The sequence below is a fragment of the Amycolatopsis sp. A1MSW2902 genome (assembly GCF_017312175.1).
In the GTDB taxonomy this organism is placed as follows: domain Bacteria; phylum Actinomycetota; class Actinomycetes; order Mycobacteriales; family Pseudonocardiaceae; genus Amycolatopsis; species Amycolatopsis nivea.
The window spans coordinates 5,079,465-5,095,967 of record NZ_QJPO01000001.1; the positions used below are offsets into that span (position 1 = coordinate 5,079,465).

A 16,503-nucleotide genomic window follows, 5' to 3' on the forward strand; every position below is an offset into this window, starting at 1 on the left:
GGAGCCGATCATGCCTTTCGCAGCGCCGCCGTCCCCGGACGCGCCCCGGTCGATCCGCCGCCGGGCCTGGGCGGTCACCGCGCTCATCGCGGTCTTCATGGTCATCAACTTCGCGGACAAGGCGGTGCTCGGGCTCGCCGCGGTGCCGATCATGCGCGAATTGCACCTGTCCAACAGCACCTACGGCCTGCTGGCGAGCAGTTTCTACCTGCTGTTCAGCATCACCAGTCTCGCCGCCGGACTGCTTTCCGCGAAGGTCGCCAGCCGCTGGATCCTGTTCGCGCTGGCGGTGTGCTGGGCCGTCGCGCAGGTGCCGGTGCTCGCGTTCGCCGCGGTGCCGACGCTGTTCGCCAGCCGCGTCCTGCTCGGCGCCGCCGAAGGCCCGGCGTCCGGAATGAGCATGCACGCACTGTACAAATGGTTTCCCGACGAGCGCCGCAGTTTGCCCACCGCGTTGCAGCTCACCGGCGGTTCGGCCGGGATCTTCGTCGCCGCGCCGCTGCTCACCTGGATCATCACCGATTACGGATGGCGGGCCGCGTTCGTCGTTCTCGCGGTGGTCGCCGGACTTTGGGCGCTCGTGTGGCTGCCGATCGGACACGACGGGCCGTACGCCGCACCGACGGCGGCTGCCACGAACACCGAACCAGCACGTGTCCCGTACCGCAAATTACTGCTCAACGGCACGGTTTTCGGCGGGTTCGCCAGTGCTTTCGGCGCTTACTGGTCGCTGGCGCTCGGCTCGTCCTGGCTGCCCGCGTACCTGCAAACCGAAGCCGGATTCGGCCCGAAGACCTCGGCGACGGTGATCAGCCTGCACGCCGCGCTGAGCATCGTGCTGATCCTCACCGTCGTCCCGGCGACCGGCCGGCTCGTCCGGCGCGGGGTCTCGAGCCGGTGGGCCCGCGGTGCCACGCAAGGGATCGCGGTCGCGCTCGCCGGTGTCTGTATGGCGTTGTTCCCTCTCACGACGTCGGACGGCCTGCGCGTCGTGCTGATCATGATCGCGTTCGCGGCGGGCAGCCTCGCCTATCCGCTCGGGTACCTGACGGCAGGCGAACTCGTGCCCGTCCGGCAGCGGGGCACGGTTTTCGGGCTGGCTGTCGCGATCAGCACGCTGCCCGGGGTCATCGCACCCGCGGTCACCGGCAGCCTCATCGACCACTACGGCTATCCGGCCGCTTTCGCCGTCGGCGCCGCCATCATGGTGCTGACCGGCGCTTACGCCGCTTTCGCTATCCGGCCGCAACGCGACGCCGCGCGCATCGGCCTTTCCCCAGCGTCCAACATCCGCCCAGCGACCAGCCCGGCTCAGGAGCACGCGTGACCGACCTGTCCTTCGCCGCCGCGACCGAACTCGCCGCGATGATCCGCACTCGCGAACTTTCGCCGCTCGAACTCATGCGCCACACATTGGACCGCATTGCCTCGATCAACGGCGACCTCAACGCGGTCGTGTCGCTCGACCCCCAACGCGCGCTCGACGAGGCGACGGCGCTGACCGACCGGCTCGCGCACGGAGCCGTGCCCGGGCCGCTCGCCGGACTTCCGATCGCGGTCAAAGACCTCGAAGACGCCGAAGGTTTCCCCACCACCCGAGGGACCAAAGCTTTCCGCGACGCTCCGCCCGCCGCCTCCGACAGCGTCCACGTCGCCCGGCTTCGCGCGGCGGGGGCCATCGTGATCGGCAAGACCAACGCTCCCCCGATGGGAGCCGCGATCGCGACCCACAACGAAGCCTTTGGCATCACCCGAAACCCGTGGAATCTCGACAAGTCGCCGGGCGGTTCGAGCGGCGGGGCCGCCGCGGCCGCCGCCGCCGGGCTGGTTTCCCTCGCCACGGCAGGCGACGGCGGCGGTTCCACCCGGATCCCCGCCGCGCTCTGCGGCATCGTCGGGTTCAAGCCGACCCGCGGCCGCATTCCCCACGGCCCGGCCGCGATTCCGTCCTGGACGCAGCACAGCTGTCTCACGCCGATGACCCGCACGGTGCGCGACGCCGCGCTGCACCTGGATCTCGCCGCGGGGTTCGACCCGGCAGACCCGTACTCCCTTCCGCGTCCGGCGAAGTCCTATGTGGACGGGCTTGAGCAGCGGACCCCTGCGCTGCGGATCGTCGTCCACCGAACCCTCGGCGTCGCCGAGCCCGAACCGGCGGTGCTGCACGCGGTCGACCGCACGATCGAGGTTCTGCGAGAACTCGGCCACGACGTCGTGGAGGACGAAATCGTCCATCCACACGCTGAAGACTTCCCGGCCGCCGTCCAGCTGCGCCAGAAAGTCCTTGCCTACCAGCGGTTCGCCGCGGTCGCCGAGGAGTTCGCCGCGCACCGCGACCGGTTCGAGCCCTGGTTCGCGGACCTCCTCGACCACGGAAGTTCCGTCACCACAGCAGAACTCTCGCGCTACTGGGAATACCGCGGGCAGCTAGACCGCTGGGCCGCCGGACTTTTCGACCGCTGCGACCTGCTCCTCACCCCGACCACCCCGACCACCGCCTGGCCCGCGGAAGGCCCTGACGTCCAGCGGCGGACGATCCCGATCGCCTTCACCGCGCCGTTCAACGACACCGGCAATCCCGCGATCAGCGTCCCCACCGGTCTCAGCCCGGACGGCCTGCCGTGCGCGGTCCAGCTCGTCGCTCCGCACCACCGCGACGAGCTCCTGCTCCGCGTCGCGGCTGACCTGGAGCGGGTGCTCGGTGCGCCTCGCCCGGGAATAACAGCCCGGCGATAGCGTTGCGCAGCTGCATGATCAGCGTGCTCTGCTACGGCGATTCCAACACCTACGGCCAGCGTTCCGAGGAAACGGACAAGGGACGGTGGCCCGCGGACCTCCGGTGGACCGGCCAGCTGGCGGCCCTCCTCGGCAGCGGACACCACGTGCTCGAGGAGGGCCTCGGCGGCCGGACCACCGACCTCGACTACCCGGAATCGATGAACCGGCCGGGCCGCAACGGACGCACCTACCTCCTGCCCGCGTTGCTGAGCCACAACCCGATCGACGTCGTCGTGCTGATGCTCGGCACCAACGACCTGAAGATCCAGTTCGGGCGAACGGCAGCGGAAGTGGTCGCCGCGATCGCCGGGCTGCTGGACGACGTGGCCGCGCACGGGAGGACGGATGCCGGACGCGCGCCGGAGGTTGTGTTGGTGTCGCCGCCGCACATCGACGTGACCGCGCCGGACTTCGCGGCCGTCAACGGAGCCTTCTACGACGCGACATCGGCCGCGAAAGCGCTACAACTGGCCGGATCGCTCGCGAAACTCGCGGCGGCGCGCGGCGCGACGTTTGTCGACGCGGCCACCGTGGCTGAGACGGGAGCTGACGGGACGCACTTCAGCGTGGCTTCGCACGAACGGTTCGCCCGGGTGATCGCGGGCGAGGTGCGGCGCATCGCCGGTTGAGCGATAGTCAGACCAGCAGAACCCGCCGTCCACGGGTGTGTCCTGCCTGGCTGTCCGCGTGCGCCGCCGAAGCTTCGGCCAGCGGGTAGGACTTGTCGACCGGGATGTGGAGTTTGCCGCGCTCGATCAGGTCGACGGTCTCCGCGAGGGCTTCCTGCATGTTCCCGCCTGTCCCGGCGAACCGGATGCCCAGCATCGGGGCTTCCAGATCGGCGATCGTGATCACCTTGTCCGGGTCCCCGGTCAGGTCGAGCAGGCCGCGGATCACCCCGGTGCCGTTGAGGTCGAGGGCGGCGTCGACCTGGCCGAGCTGGCGCACCCGGTCGACCCAGCCCTCGCCGTAGGTGGTCGCGATGGCGTCCAGGCTGCGCAGGTAATCCTGATTCGCGGCGCTGGCCGTGCCGATCACCTTGATTCCCCGGTCCCGGGCGACCTGCAGCACCGCCGACCCGACTCCGCCCGCGGCGCCGCTCACCAGCAGCGTCTGTCCGGTTTGGACACCCACCAGCCGGAGGACGCGGAGCGCGGTCTCGACCACCGACGGGTATCCGGCGGCTTCGGCGAAGGTCAGCCCGGACGGCAACGGCGCCCAGGAATGCAGCACGGCGAACTCGGCGTAGGTATTCGAGCCTCGGCCCAGCACCGGGTCCCCGACCGCGATGCCGGTGACGCCTTCGCCGATCTCGTCGACCACGCCGGAGGCGTCCTGGCCGACGCCGGAGGGCAGTTCGATCGGGCGGATCCGCTGGAACTGGCCCTCGCGAGTGCGCCAATCGTGCGGGTTCACGCCGGCCGCCCGCACGGCGACGCGGATCTGGCCGGGTCCGGCGTGGGGTTCGGGGACTTCGTCCAACTCAAGGACTTCGGGGCCGCCATAGGCGGCGAAGCGCACTGCTTTCATGCCGCCAACTTAACAACAACGGTTAGTGTTTTGCAACGGTTAGTGTTATATTCGATCGCAAGGGCCCCGGACGGAGCGGATCCGTCCGGGGCACCCCCAGCATTTCCTCACGCGGCGGCGAAAGCCCGCTCCAGCCGCAGCAGGTAGTCCACCAGGTCCTGCCCCCAGCAGCCGGCCGTGTGCTTGCCTTGGCAGTTCGGTCCCCAGGTCTTGCCGTTGCCGTAATCCACGGCGTAGTAAGGGTGTCCGGCCTTGTCCAGCGCCGCCTTCAGGTTCTGCTGGGCGGCCTCGGTGACCGACTCGGCGAACGCCGGTTCGTCGAGCAGCACGTTGATCGGGTTGCCGTTGCCGGACCCGGTGTAGAGCGAAACGCCGACGCCGGCGAGTTTCCCGGCGTTCACGACCGGGCCGTGGGACAGCGCCGCGGACATGTCGCCCGCCTCGTTGAGCGAGCCGAACGCGGAGTCGGTCGGCACCGCCGGGCCGAACCCGCTGCCGCCGGCGCCCTCGCCGGAGCCCGACGTGCCCGACATGGCGAACCCGACGTTGGACAACGTGCCCCGGATCGCCGTGCGGACCCAGTACAGGTTGAAGTCGATCGCGCCGGACAGCGAAACGGTCTGGGCGAACAACTCCGGACGGTCCTCGGCGTAGTGCAGTGCGCCGAACCCGCCCATGGACAGCCCGCCGACGGCCCGGCCCGATTTGGCCGCGACGGTGCGGAAGTTGGCGTCGATGAACGGGATCACCTGGTCGAGATGGAAGGTTTCCCACTTCTGCGCCCCGGCCGCGGTGTCCTGGCGGACCCAGTCGGTGTACCAGCCGCGGAGCCCGCCGTCCGGGATCACGGTGATCATCTTCTGGCTGGCCAGCATCGCGGGATAGGCCAGGTACGGGTTGCTCGGATCGTCGCCGACGCCGTGCAGGAAGTAGAACACCGGGTAGCGCGTGGTGGTGTCGGCGTAGTAGCTGCTCGGGACGATGACGCGGATGTGGTGCTGTCCCGCGACCGCCGGGGTCGTCACGGTGAGGACGAAGTTGGTGGGGGTGCCCTGCGCGGTCCCGACCTGGGTGAGGCCGAAGCCGTCGGTCAAGGTCGGCAGGGCCGGGGTGTCGGCGTGCACGGCCGGGCTGGTGAAGGCCAGCATCGCCGCCGCGGCGGACACCAGTGCGCGCTTGAGCAACAGTCTCATGGTCACTTTCCCTGGTCGCGGGGTCACGGGTTCTGGGTCACGTGGAAACCGGCGCCATAGGTGCCGGGGTGCGCGGCGTCGCGGGCGCGCAGGTCGGCGAGGATGTTCGCCGAACTGGTGTAGACGTACTGCGGGACGCCGAGGATGATCGCCTTGGTGATGCCCGCCCACGGGCCGGCCGCCTGGAAGTTGTTGCCCTGTCCGGGATATTCGGTGCCGGGCACGTGCCAGATCGCCGGGCCGCCGGAGTCGTTCGCCTGGTGCTTGGCCCAGGACTGGTAGACGCCGTTGGCGTTGCTGGTGACGCGGCCGTACCAGACGCCGAGCTGACCCGACACCACGAGTTCGTTGGTGTTGTTCAGCGCGGCGCCGAGGAGGCGTTCGTTGTTCAGCGACGGATTGAGCGCGTTCGGGCTGGGCTGCCCGTCGGAGACTTCGAGTTCGCCGGTCTGCTTGAGGTACGGCCCTTGCGAGGACGGCGTCACCGACGGCACCAGCTCGATGATCATGTAGTCCTTCGTCGGGTGGCCCGTCATCGAGCCCTCGCGGTTCTTGAAGTACCGGACGTAGCCGATCGGGCCGAATCCGGTGTCGTTGCGGTCGTAGACCGGTGCGATGTTCTCCGGGATATCCCGGTCGGAGTAGTGCTGTCCGGGGGCGTCCACCAGGCAGTGCCCCGCGGACACGGCGATCTTCCGGTCGTACTTGTCGGTGCCGACCGCGCCGATCGTGCAGAAATGATCGGGGGTGTTGAGATCGAACAGGATCTGCATCGAGTTGAAGACCCGTTTGGCGGGTTCGGCCGAGGCGCTGGCCGCCCCAGTGACCACGAGGACGACCGCCGCGATCGCGGCGAGGAAACGTCGGGTGCGCACGCACGCTCCTTGATTCGTAGGGTTCACTGCCTGCTGCCGCAGAGAGCGGAGTCGATCACGTCGAGAGGCGAGGGCCGGATACTCGTCTCCTCCCACGCGTTGGTCATCATCGAGGCGTACCGGCCGTCGTCGGTCGCCGCGGTCCACGAGGTGTAGCCGGACGCCGCGAGGCCGTTGTGGAACCAGGCTTCGCCGCCGCAGGACAGCGTGATGGCCTGCAGTCCGAGGCCCAGGCCGACGTAGGCCGGATCGTGCACCGGGACCTGGATCGTCCGGCGCATCTCGGCCAGCGCGGCAGGCGAGACGACCTTGCCGTCGAGCAGGGCTCGGTAGAACTTCGACATATCCGTCAGTGTCGAGACGATCGCTCCGGCCGAGCTTTCGATCGACGGTTCGGAGATCACTGGGGCCGAGGTCGTCTCGGTCCAGAAGAAGAACGGGCCCGCCCGGACTCCGCGGTAGCCGGGGAGGTACGGCGCGGGAAGGGACCGGTCGCCCGCGCGCGGGAAGCTGGTCTGGGCCAGTCCGAGCCGGTCGATGACCCGGGTGGTGATCGCGTCGCCGACGGACATCCCGGTGACCTGCTCGATCAGCAGCCCGTTGATCAGGTAGCCCAGGTTGGAGTAGAGCACGCTGGTGCCGGGCGCGGACGCGGGCGGGAAGTTCCGCAGCCCGACCTGGACCAGATCGTGCAGGCCGATGCTGCCGTCCGGTTTGACCAGCCCGGCGGCTTTCTGCGCCCACGCCACGACATCCGGGGCGGGGATTCCGGCGGTGTGCTGAAGGAGCTGCCGGACGGTGATCCGATTGCCGTCGTAGCCGTTGCCGTCGACGAGGCCGGGCAGGTAGCGCTCGATCGGCGCGTCGAGCGCGACCTTGCCCTCGTCGACCAACTGCAGGACGACTGCGGCGGTGAAGGTCTTGGTCTGGCTGGCGATGCGGAAATGCTCGTCCGGCCCCAGGGGACGCGCGGCGCCGGTGATCGTGGCGCTGCCCGTCGACAGATGCCACGACCCGGACGCGTTGCCCGCGTAAACGGCCGCGCCTGGTCCGGCGTGGGCTTGGTAGCCGTTGAGAACAGTCTGGGTGTCGGCGTGGGCATCGGCCGCGGACGCCGGTGCGGCCAGCGCCACGGCGACAGCCGCGCTCGCCAGAATCGAAACCGCCTGTCTCAGTCTGCGCACAAACTCTCTCCTTCGCTCAAAGGGTTCCGGAACTACCTGGCCGTGTACCGGCAGACGGCCACCGCCACGACGATCAGCAGCAGCACGCCCACCAGCACCAAGCAGCCGACCCCGCCGCTGTTCGACCGCCGGCGCTCCGCCTGCCCCCTTGGCGGAACGCCGGGATGGCACCGGGCGTAATGCCGAGCTCGCTGTTCCGCGCTCTGCGACTGCGTGAGCCAAGGTGTCCGGTAGCCGCATTCGCCGCACCAGTACCGGAAGTCGGCGGCCATGTCTCTCCGATGCCGAGGTGACCCGATCCCGATCATCGTGGGGTTCGCGCAGGTCACCGCACCAGAGCACAAGCCGGTCAGGCATGACCGGCCGGCGCGGTAAGCTCGTTCCGGGGTAAGCGGGCGCATAGTGAGGGGTCTCCGCGGTGACGAGCCGGGCCGGCGTTCTGCTGCGCGAAATGCGGCGTCAGACGGGGTTGACCCAAGAGCAGTTGGCGGAGCGTTCCGGGGTGAGCGTCAGCACGATCCGGCGGCTCGAGAACGGCAGACCCATCGATCCGCGGATGGGCACCGTGAAACTTCTGGCCGACGCACTGGGAACCACGACGGCCGAACGGCGCGCGCTGCTGGCCGAGTTCGGCGTCTCCCCCGCACCGGAAGAGGCCGAGCCGCCGCGGATCCGGAGCGCGCTGTCCGACGCCGCGGACCAGTTCGCGCGGGTGGTCGCTTCTCGCTGGCAACGCGAGGAAGAACAGCGCCGCGTCCACGATCCTTTCCCGCTGCCGGTGCGATGGCAGCCGGCTTCGCCGCGGCTGACCGATCGCTGGGACAACATCCGCGGCGTCCGGCCGGGCGGCACCGCGGAACCGCTGGACTTGAACGGCGAACTGGACGACATCGCGAACGTCTACCGGCGGATCCCGTCCGGACGCCTGACGGTCCTCGGCCAGGCCGGTTCCGGGAAGACAATCCTGACACTGCGGTTCGTGCTGGGCTTTCTCCGCACGCGCACCGCCGCCGAACCGGTGCCGACGATCTTCAACGTCAGCTCGTGGGACCCGACGGCCCGCACGCTGCGGGATTGGCTGATCGAACGCCTGCCGCAGGACTACCCCGATTACCCCGGCCTGACCGGTCCGCTGGCCGCCGAGCTGGTCGAAACCGGGTGCGTCCTCCCGGTTCTGGACGGATTCGACGAGATCGCCGCCGGATTGCACGCCGCCGCACTCGCCGCGCTCAGCGCCACGTCACTGCCGTTCCTGCTGACCAGCCGTCCCGCCGAGTACGCGACCGCGGTCGCCGCGACGGATGTGCCGACCTCGACCGCGGGCGTGGAACTGCTCGACCTCACCCCGGCCGACGTCGCCAACTACTTGCCCCGCACGACTTCCCGCGCCGGAGACCGGTGGGACCCAGTGCTCGCCGAACTGCGCAATTGCCCGGACGGACCCTTGGCGACCGCGCTGAGCACACCGTTGATGGTGGTCCTCGCGCGAACCGTCTACCGCGACGGCCGGGACCCGGCGGTTTTGCTGGACACCGCCCGGTTCCCGACCTCGGACGCGCTGGAAGACCACCTGCTCGCCAGCTTCGTGCCGACCGTCTACCAGCACCGGCCCCCGCACGTCGCCCGCCCGGCCCGGAGCTGGGATCCCGAACGCGCCCAGCGGTGGCTGGGCTATCTGGCCCAGCACGTCGGCCACCTCGACGAGCACGATCTGGCGTGGTGGCAGCTGGGCGCTTCGCTGCGCCGGTCGTCGCGAATCCTCGCTCTCGTCATGGCTTCGACGCTCGCTATCGCCGTGCTGAACTGGCTCGTCTTCGTCCCCCTCGACCTCATCGACCGCGGCACCGCGTTCACCTTCCGCGCGGGGTTGATGGACGGACTCCTGATCGGCCCGATGGTCGGCCTGGCGTTCGGGCTGGTCCACGGCCTGATGATCGTGTGCGGCGGCCGGAAAATCGAACCGTCGCGCGTCCAGATCCGGCTGCGCGGACGACATCGGACCGGCAGGCAGTTCTTCCGCGCTTACACCGCCCGGCTCGGCGCCGCCCTGCTCGGCGGGTTCGTGATCGGCCTCGGATACGGCCCGGTCAACACGGCTTTGCACGGCCTGCTCTTCGGTTTTCCGCCGGACGGCAAGTCGCTCGCCGAGAAAATGCTCGTGCCCACGCTCGTTTACGGGCTCATCTTCGGGCTCGCGGCCGGACTGGTGTTCGGGCTGATGGCAGCGCTGGAAATCCCGCTGGACGTCGGCTCGGCCGCCACCCCGCTCGGTCTGCTGGCCACGAATCGCACGACAGCGTTGCGGCAGTTGCTCATTCTGGTGCCGACGGTCGCTCTCTCGATCGCTTTCGGTGGTGCGTTGCTGGTGGAGCTTCTCCAGGGTCCGTTGGGTCCGCTCCGGTGGCCGCTGTCGTCGGGCCTGCTGATCGGTGCCGTCGGAGGTCTCGGGGGCGGGCTCTCGTATGCACTGGCGTTCACGGCTTGGGGACAGTGGGTGCTGCTGGCGCGCATCTGGCTGCCGCTGACCGGCCGTCTGCCTTGGGCGGTACCGGCGTTTCTGGACGACGCGTACCAGCGCGGGGTGCTGCGACAGGCGGGGGCGGTTTACCAGTTTCGCCATGCGCGGCTTCAGGATCACCTCGGTCGCGCGTATCGCGCCTGATCCGACATGCTGCTCGGCATGAGCGACGAGGGGTGGCGAGGGTTCGGCTGGCAAAGCTGGACGGATCTCGGCAAGGTGCGGGCCCGGTTGGACGAGGGTGCTGACCCGAACGTCGGTTTTCTTCACGACCCGCCACTGCACGCCGAGGCCAAGTACGGCTCCGCGGAGGTCGTGGCCGAACTGGCGCGCTGGGTGGACGACGTGGACGCGATGTCGTACGGCCGCACCGCGCTGTGGCGGGCGGTGGCCGCGCACCGGTCGGACAATGCCCGCGTCCTGGTCGCCGCGGGCGCGGATCCGTTGCTGGAGATGATGTCGGGCTGGTCACCGGCCCGGCTGAGCCTCACGAGCCCTGTGCCGGAGCTGCCGGACGCGGGACTTTCGCTGACGCAGGAGGAAATCGCGACCGTCGAGGAGAGCCGTCGGCTGGTCGGCGCGCTCGGCGATCCGTACTACGAGGGGCTGGGCATCGTCTGCGTCGCGGGCGTCGACGTCGCGGAAGCGGTGCGCAGACTCGACGCCGAGGTTGTCGACGGCGACTACGACGAGATGCTGGAAGACCCGTTCGATCCCGCGGTCGTCCACACCCTGTGGGCCACCGACGTGCCCGGCGGGTGTGTGCTCGCGCAGCCGTGGGGTTACGCGCCGCAGATGCCCGGCGTCACCAAGGCGTTTGTCCGCAGGGACGACCTGCTACGGCATGTACGCCAACCCCACGAGCGGCAACCAGGGCGTACTGCTGTCCGCCCTCTACGAAGGCCACGCACTCGCCTACTGCTTCGCGTACGCAGGACTACATCCCGTCGACAACCGTTCGGTCACCAGGCCGCCTGGGCCTAACCCCGCGCAGTCCGCACCCGAACCGCGCTCCCCGCGCAGACGATCACCGCCAGCCCGCCCAGCATGGTCTGCCAGGTCAGTTCCTCGCCGAGGAAGACCGCTGCCCACGCCAGATTCAGCACTGGCTGCACCAACTGCACCTGGCTGACCCGGGTCATCGGCCCGAGTCCCAGCCCCCGGTACCACGCGAAGAAGCCCAGATACATGCTCACCACCGCCAGATAGGCGAAAGCGGCCCACTCGCCCACTGTCGCATGTGGAGGGTGGTTCGCCACCGACACGACGGTCAACGCGACCATCAACGGCGAGGCGACCACCGGCGCCCACGAAACCGTTTGCCAGGCGCCCAATTCCCGCGCGAGCAATCCGCCTTCTGCGTAGCCCACCGCGGCGGCCAGTACCGCGCCGAAGAAAAGCGCGTCCGACCATTGGAGTCCGCTGAGGCCGCCGCCTTGCAGGACGGCGAAGCCGATCGCCGCGACGGCACCGACGGCGGCCAGGGCCCAGAAGGTCGCGGGTGGGCGTTCGCGCGTGCGGAGCACCGCCACTACTGCCGTCGCGGCGGGGAGCAGCGCGATGACGACGGCGCCGTGGCTGGCGGAGGCTGTGGTGAGGGCGTACGAGGTCAGCATCGGGAAGCCGATCACCACTCCGCCCGCGACGACGGCGAGTCGAAACCATTGCGTGCCGCGCGGGAAGCGTTGTTTGGTGGCGATCAGCGCGACGCTCGCGAGCACCGCGGCGACCACTGCCCGCCCGGAACCAATGAACATCGCCGAGAGGCCGCCGTTTTCCACCGCGACCCGGGTGAACGGCACGGTGAACGAGAACGCCACGACACCGAGCAGGCCCCACCAGAGACCGGCCCGGGGTAGCGCCGGTGCCGCGGTGAGAGTAGCGCTATCCTTCAGTTTCATGTCCGACGATAGCAGTTCCCGGATCGCTTCGACACTGCGCGAGTGGATCGCCACCGCCCCGGCGGGCGCGAAGCTGCCCTCGTCGCGGGAGCTGGTCGCGCGGTATTCGGCCAGTCCGGTAACGGTCCAGAAAGCACTGCGCAGCCTGTCTTCCCAGGGACTGGTGGAGAGTTTGCCGGGAGTCGGCACGTTCGTCCGCGCCGCGCCCGCCACCGGGTCCGGCGACTACGGCTGGCAGACCGCGGCGCTCGGCACCCCGGGGCACGGGCCGCTCAAACAGCCCGCGTCGCTGCAATCGGTCTCCACGGGCACAGTAGCGCTTCATTCGGGATACCTCGACCCGGAGCTGCTGCCGGAGCGGCTCGTCCGGAGCGCGTTCTCCCGGGCCGCGCGGACGGCGGCGCTGGTCGGACGGCCGCCGACCGCGGGCGTTCCCGAACTGCAGGCCTGGTTCGCCGCGGAACTGCGCTCGGCGACCCCGGCCGGGATCGCGCCGGTGAACCCGCGAGACGTCGTGATCACCCCGGGCAGCCAGAGCGGACTGGTCACCGCCTTCCGCGCGTTGGTCGGGCCGGGGCAGCCGCTGCTGCTGGAATCCCCGACGTACTGGGGCGCGATCCTCGCGGCGACGAAAGCGGGCGTCGCGGTGGTTCCGGTGCCGAGCGGCCCGAACGGACCCGATCCCGACGCGCTGGACCGGACGTTCGAGCAAACCGGCGCGCGGGCGTTCTACGCGCAGCCCAGCTTCGCCAGCCCGACCGGCGCGCTGTGGCAGCCCGACCTCGCCGACCGCGTCCTCGACACCGTCCGCCGGCACGGCGCTTTCCTGATCGAGGACGATTCCGCGCACGATTTCGGCATCACCGCGGAACCGCAGCCGCTCGCGGGCCGCGACGACGACGGCCACGTGGTCTACCTCCGCTCGCTCACCAAGAGCGTCTCCCCCGCGATCCGCGTCGCCGCGCTGATCGCCCGCGGCCCGGCACGCGACCGGATTCTCGTCGACACGCTGGCGGAATCGATGTACGTCAGCACGGTGCTGCAGACCGTCGCGCTCGACGTCGTGACCCAGCCCGCCTGGCGCACCCACCTGCGCCGGGTCCGGCACCAGCTCAAGACCCGCCGCGACCTCCTGCTCGCCGGTCTCCGCGAACACGCGCCCGCGGTGCAAGTGGAATCCGTGCCGCAGGGCGGGTTGAACCTCTGGGCGCGGCTGCCCGGCACGGTCGACCTGCCGCGCGTGGTCCGCGATTGCGAGTCCGCCGGCGTGGTGATCGGCCCTGGCGACGAATGGTTCCCCGCCGAGCCGACCGGACGCTTCATCCGGCTCAACTACGCCGGGCCGAATCCGGACGCGTTCGCCGACGCCGCGCGGGTGATTCAAGAAGCGGTCGAGGCGAACGTCTGACCGCTAGCCGTTTTCCGCGCGCAGCGCCGCTTTCTGCACCTTCCCGGACGGCGTCAGCGGCAGGCTGTCGCGGAGCACGATCTGGCGCGGGACCTTGTAATCCGCCACCTGCGCCGCGCAGTACTCCTTCAGCTCCGCCTCAGTGATGGCCGAATCCTTTGCCGGGACAACGTAATACCGACCGATCTCCCCCAGCACCGGATCGGGCACGCCGACCCCGGCCGCCAGCAGCACCCCGGGATGCGCGGCGAGGACGTTCTCCACCTCGACCGGGTAAATGTTGAATCCGCCTTGGACGAACATGTCCTTGGCACGGCCGTGCAGCGTCAGGTAACCGTCCTCGTCCGCGCGGGCCATGTCGCCGGTGTGCAGCCAGCAGTCCGCGTCGACCGCCGCGGCGGTTTCCTCCGGCAGATTGTGGTAGCCAGCCATGATCGACGGGGTCCGGAACAGCAATTCGCCGGTCTCGCCAGTCGGCAAGGCTTCTCCGGACGGGGACGCGATTTTTGCTTCCACACCGGGGAAAGGGACGCCGATCGAGCGTTCAGTCGCTTCCGTGCTGGCATTCCACGGCGTCATCACCACCGCACCGGACACCTCGCTCAGCCCGTACAAATTCATCACGGTCGCCTTCGGGAACGCAACCGTAAGGCGTTGCAGCAAAGCAGGTTCCGCGTTCGCACCACCGGTGACGACCACGCGGATCGCCGAAGTGTCCACACCGGCGAAACGCTCGTGGTTCAGCAGCAGCGTGTGCATCGTCGGCACACCGACCCACATCGTGAGGCCAGCCGTCCGGAACAGATCAGCGGCGGCACCGGCGTCGAAGGACGGCAACAGCACTGTCCGGCTGCGCGCGACCAACGCGGACAGAATGCAGCAAGTGATGCCGCTGACGTGGTTCAGCGGAACGGCGACCGGCAACACGTCGTCGGCACTCAACTGCAGATGATCGGCTTCCGCGGCGGCGGACGCCAGCTGGCCGCGATGCGTCAGCGTCGCGCCTTTGGGACGACCGGTGGTGCCGGAGGTGTAGATGATCATCACCGGATCGTCCTTCTCGACTGCCGCCGAGGCAGCAGCCAGCGCGTCGGCGTCCGGCTCCGCAGTGCCCACTTCGGCGAAAGTCGCCGCGGAAACGCCCGGCAGCGCGAGGTTTCCCAGCAGGGCAAGGAAATCGACGTCGCCCGCCGAAGGTTCGGTCACCACAAGACGCGCGCCGGAATCGTTCAGGATGTGCGCGAATTCGGTTTCCCGGTACCGAGGGCTCAATCCGACGACCACGGCGCCGATCTTCGCCGCGGCGAAGTAGACCGCCAGCCATTCCGGCGTGGTGCGCCCGTTGACCGCGATCCGGTCGCCGCGCCGCACGCCCCGCCGCAGGAAATCGGCCGCGATCCGGTCCGACCAGGCGTCCATCTCGCCGAACCGGAGGTCCCGGGACCCGGCCGTCCAGCCGACAGCGTCCGCCGGGGCGGTGCGGAGCAGGTCGTGGATACGCGTCATCGCTCGTCCTCACTGGGTCAGGTGGACGGCGAGGAAGTCGAGCTGATCCGCGACGACCTTTTCGACCACAGGCGGATGGTAGACGGTGAAGTGATCCGCATCGTAGTGCTTCAGCACGGCGCGCGGCGCGTCCTCGGCCACCGCGGCGGCGATCGACGGATCGATGAGGTTCTCGCGGTCGCAAGCACAGATCAGCAGCGGGCACCGCACCCGCGAGGCCTGCGCGGCGGCGTTGTAGAACACCATGTCCAGCCCGGATGCGGCGGTGATCCGGTTGTCGAACTCATAGCCGTCGGGCGTCACCGATTCCCAGCCCGCCAACGCGCCGGGCTGATTCACGAAGGCCAGCTCGCCCGGGCGGCCGACCAGCGGAACGTACCGGCGCGGCAGCCGCAAGGCGGAGCGCACCAGGTCCGACACGATCGGCCCGGTGAACCGCGCGAGGTGCCGCAGCCCCGCTCGCGCGACGACGGCGCGGCCGCTGAACACCGGACACTGCACGACCGCCGCGGCCACCGACGGATGCCGCGCCGCCGCGGCGAGCACGTGACTAGACCCGAACGACGTGCCCCACAACGCGATCCGGCTCGCGTCGATCTCCGGCCGGGAGCGGGCGAATGCCAGCGCCGCGTCGACGTCCTCGGCGTACCGGCGCTGGCTGACCAGCTGCCGGGGCTCGCCGCCGGACTCGCCGAGGTGCCGGAAATCGAACGCCAGCACGGCGAAACCCGCCGCGGAGAACCAGGTTTCGTACTGGCCGAGCATCATCTCGTGGGTCGCGCCGCCGCCGTGCACGAGCACGACGGCCGGATGCGGCCCCGCCCCGTCCGGGAGGGTCAGCCAGGCCGCGCACTGGTCGCGACCGGAACGGAAAGCAGTGCGCACGATCCCTCCATCAAGTACGTTGTACGTGAACCTAGCCTAAACACGTACCTTGTACTTAATCAAGGAGAAGCATGCCCGCACCGCGGAAGTTCACGCGCGAACGGCTGCAGGCCGCCGCGCTCGCACTGGTCGACGCCGCCGGGCTGGACGGCCTGACCATGCGCAGCCTCGCGACCGAACTCGGCACCGGGCCGATGACGATCTACAACTACGTCGACGGCCGGGACGGGCTGGAACACCTCGTCACGGAAGCGGTGATGGCGTCGGCGACCTGGCCGGATCCCTCCGACGACTGGCGCGCCGACGTCCACGCTGTCGCCGAGGGAATGTGGCGGGCGGTGCGGGCGCATCCGCACGCCATCCCGCTGATCCTGACCCGCCGCAGCTTCGACCTGCCGACCCTGCGGCCCGCCGAGGCCCTGGTCCGGGCACTGGCCCGCAGCGGACGATCCGGAGCCGAGCTGCTGGTCGCGTTCCGCACGGTGTCCGCCTTCGTGGCCGGCTTCGCCCAGGCCGAACTGGCCGGTCCCCTGTCGCGCGACGCGGGCTCCGCCGAGACCGCCGACCGGATCGCGGAACTGGATCACGACGAGTTCGCCGGGCTCCGGGAGATCGCCGAAGCCGCCGCGCGAAGCGATCCGGAAACCGAGTTCACCGACGGAATGCGCGTGCTTTTGGCTGGCCTGCACGAAAAAACCCGGTGACCGCCCGAGGCAGCCACCGGG

15 protein-coding genes are annotated in these 16,503 nt (G+C 69.7%); 7 read left to right on the plus strand and 8 right to left on the minus strand.

The features are described 5' to 3' along the window. Positions 1-10 precede the first annotated feature (10 nt). From DMP23_RS23240 to DMP23_RS23250, 3 genes are read left to right on the plus strand one after another with little or no spacing between them, the layout of a single operon-like run. Positions 11-1,327, plus strand: coding sequence for an MFS transporter (locus tag DMP23_RS23240; protein ID WP_337822492.1), 1,317 nt, complete (start codon positions 11-13; stop codon positions 1,325-1,327). Then, a complete protein-coding gene (locus tag DMP23_RS23245) occupies positions 1,324-2,736 on the plus strand; it encodes an amidase (RefSeq protein WP_337822493.1) in 1,413 nt (470 codons plus the stop codon). The genes DMP23_RS23240 and DMP23_RS23245 overlap by 4 nt, the downstream gene beginning before the upstream one ends. Positions 2,737-2,750: 14 nt before the next feature. Further along, on the plus strand, positions 2,751-3,407 hold the full coding sequence (locus tag DMP23_RS23250; RefSeq protein WP_337822494.1) for a GDSL-type esterase/lipase family protein: 657 nt from the start codon (positions 2,751-2,753) through the stop codon (positions 3,405-3,407). Between the two features lie 7 nt (positions 3,408-3,414). Here the strand turns inward: DMP23_RS23250 and DMP23_RS23255 are convergent, their stop codons facing one another. The 5 genes from DMP23_RS23255 to DMP23_RS23275 all read right to left on the minus strand — a co-directional run bounded on the left by DMP23_RS23255 (position 3,415) and on the right by DMP23_RS23275 (position 7,832). Continuing rightward, positions 3,415-4,308: an NADP-dependent oxidoreductase gene (locus DMP23_RS23255; RefSeq protein ID WP_337822495.1), complete on the minus strand. Its 894-nt coding sequence runs from the start codon at positions 4,306-4,308 to the stop codon at positions 3,415-3,417. 107 nt (positions 4,309-4,415) lie between these two features. Next, positions 4,416-5,501 (minus strand): alpha/beta hydrolase, encoded by a 1,086-nt coding sequence (locus tag DMP23_RS23260; RefSeq protein WP_337822496.1) that lies wholly within the window; start codon positions 5,499-5,501, stop codon positions 4,416-4,418. Positions 5,502-5,524: 23 nt separating this feature from the next. Further along, the gene (locus DMP23_RS23265; RefSeq protein ID WP_337822497.1) at positions 5,525-6,376 is read right to left on the minus strand and encodes a hypothetical protein; all 852 of its coding nucleotides are present in this window, start codon (positions 6,374-6,376) and stop codon (positions 5,525-5,527) included. 23 nt (positions 6,377-6,399) lie between these two features. Next, complete coding sequence (locus DMP23_RS23270; RefSeq protein ID WP_337822498.1) at positions 6,400-7,560, minus strand: serine hydrolase domain-containing protein; 1,161 nt, start codon at positions 7,558-7,560, stop codon at positions 6,400-6,402. Between the two features lie 32 nt (positions 7,561-7,592). After that, complete coding sequence (locus DMP23_RS23275) at positions 7,593-7,832, minus strand: hypothetical protein (RefSeq protein WP_337822499.1); 240 nt, start codon at positions 7,830-7,832, stop codon at positions 7,593-7,595. A 146-nt stretch (positions 7,833-7,978) separates the two neighbouring features. Between DMP23_RS23275 and DMP23_RS23280 the strand changes: the two genes are divergently transcribed. Both DMP23_RS23280 and DMP23_RS23285 read left to right on the plus strand, forming a co-directional pair. After that, positions 7,979-10,222 carry a helix-turn-helix domain-containing protein gene (locus DMP23_RS23280; RefSeq protein ID WP_337822500.1) on the plus strand — a complete coding sequence of 748 codons (2,244 nt, stop codon included), beginning with the start codon at positions 7,979-7,981 and terminating at the stop codon, positions 10,220-10,222. A gap of 18 nt (positions 10,223-10,240) precedes the next feature. Next, positions 10,241-11,062, plus strand: coding sequence for an ankyrin repeat domain-containing protein (locus tag DMP23_RS23285; RefSeq protein ID WP_337822501.1), 822 nt, complete (start codon positions 10,241-10,243; stop codon positions 11,060-11,062). Here the strand turns inward: DMP23_RS23285 and DMP23_RS23290 are convergent. Next, entirely contained in the window at positions 11,059-11,979 is a 921-nt protein-coding gene (locus tag DMP23_RS23290; protein ID WP_337822502.1) for a DMT family transporter, read from the minus strand. The genes DMP23_RS23285 and DMP23_RS23290 overlap by 4 nt on opposite strands. Between DMP23_RS23290 and DMP23_RS23295 the strand changes: the two genes are divergently transcribed. Beyond that, positions 11,978-13,387 (plus strand): aminotransferase-like domain-containing protein, encoded by a 1,410-nt coding sequence (locus DMP23_RS23295; RefSeq protein ID WP_337822503.1) that lies wholly within the window; start codon positions 11,978-11,980, stop codon positions 13,385-13,387. The genes DMP23_RS23290 and DMP23_RS23295 overlap by 2 nt on opposite strands. Before the next feature lie 3 nt (positions 13,388-13,390). Here DMP23_RS23295 and DMP23_RS23300 read toward each other — a convergent pair whose 3' ends face one another. Together DMP23_RS23300 and DMP23_RS23305 are read right to left on the minus strand one after the other, a co-directional pair. Beyond that, positions 13,391-14,893 carry a class I adenylate-forming enzyme family protein gene (locus DMP23_RS23300; RefSeq protein WP_337822504.1) on the minus strand — a complete coding sequence of 501 codons (1,503 nt, stop codon included), beginning with the start codon at positions 14,891-14,893 and terminating at the stop codon, positions 13,391-13,393. Between the two features lie 9 nt (positions 14,894-14,902). Continuing rightward, on the minus strand, positions 14,903-15,778 hold the full coding sequence (locus DMP23_RS23305; protein ID WP_337822505.1) for an alpha/beta hydrolase: 876 nt from the start codon (positions 15,776-15,778) through the stop codon (positions 14,903-14,905). 71 nt (positions 15,779-15,849) lie between these two features. On the opposite strand from DMP23_RS23305, the gene DMP23_RS23310 reads away from it, so the two are divergent. After that, positions 15,850-16,482, plus strand: coding sequence for a TetR/AcrR family transcriptional regulator C-terminal domain-containing protein (locus DMP23_RS23310; RefSeq protein ID WP_337822506.1), 633 nt, complete (start codon positions 15,850-15,852; stop codon positions 16,480-16,482). Positions 16,483-16,503: the final 21 nt, after the last annotated feature.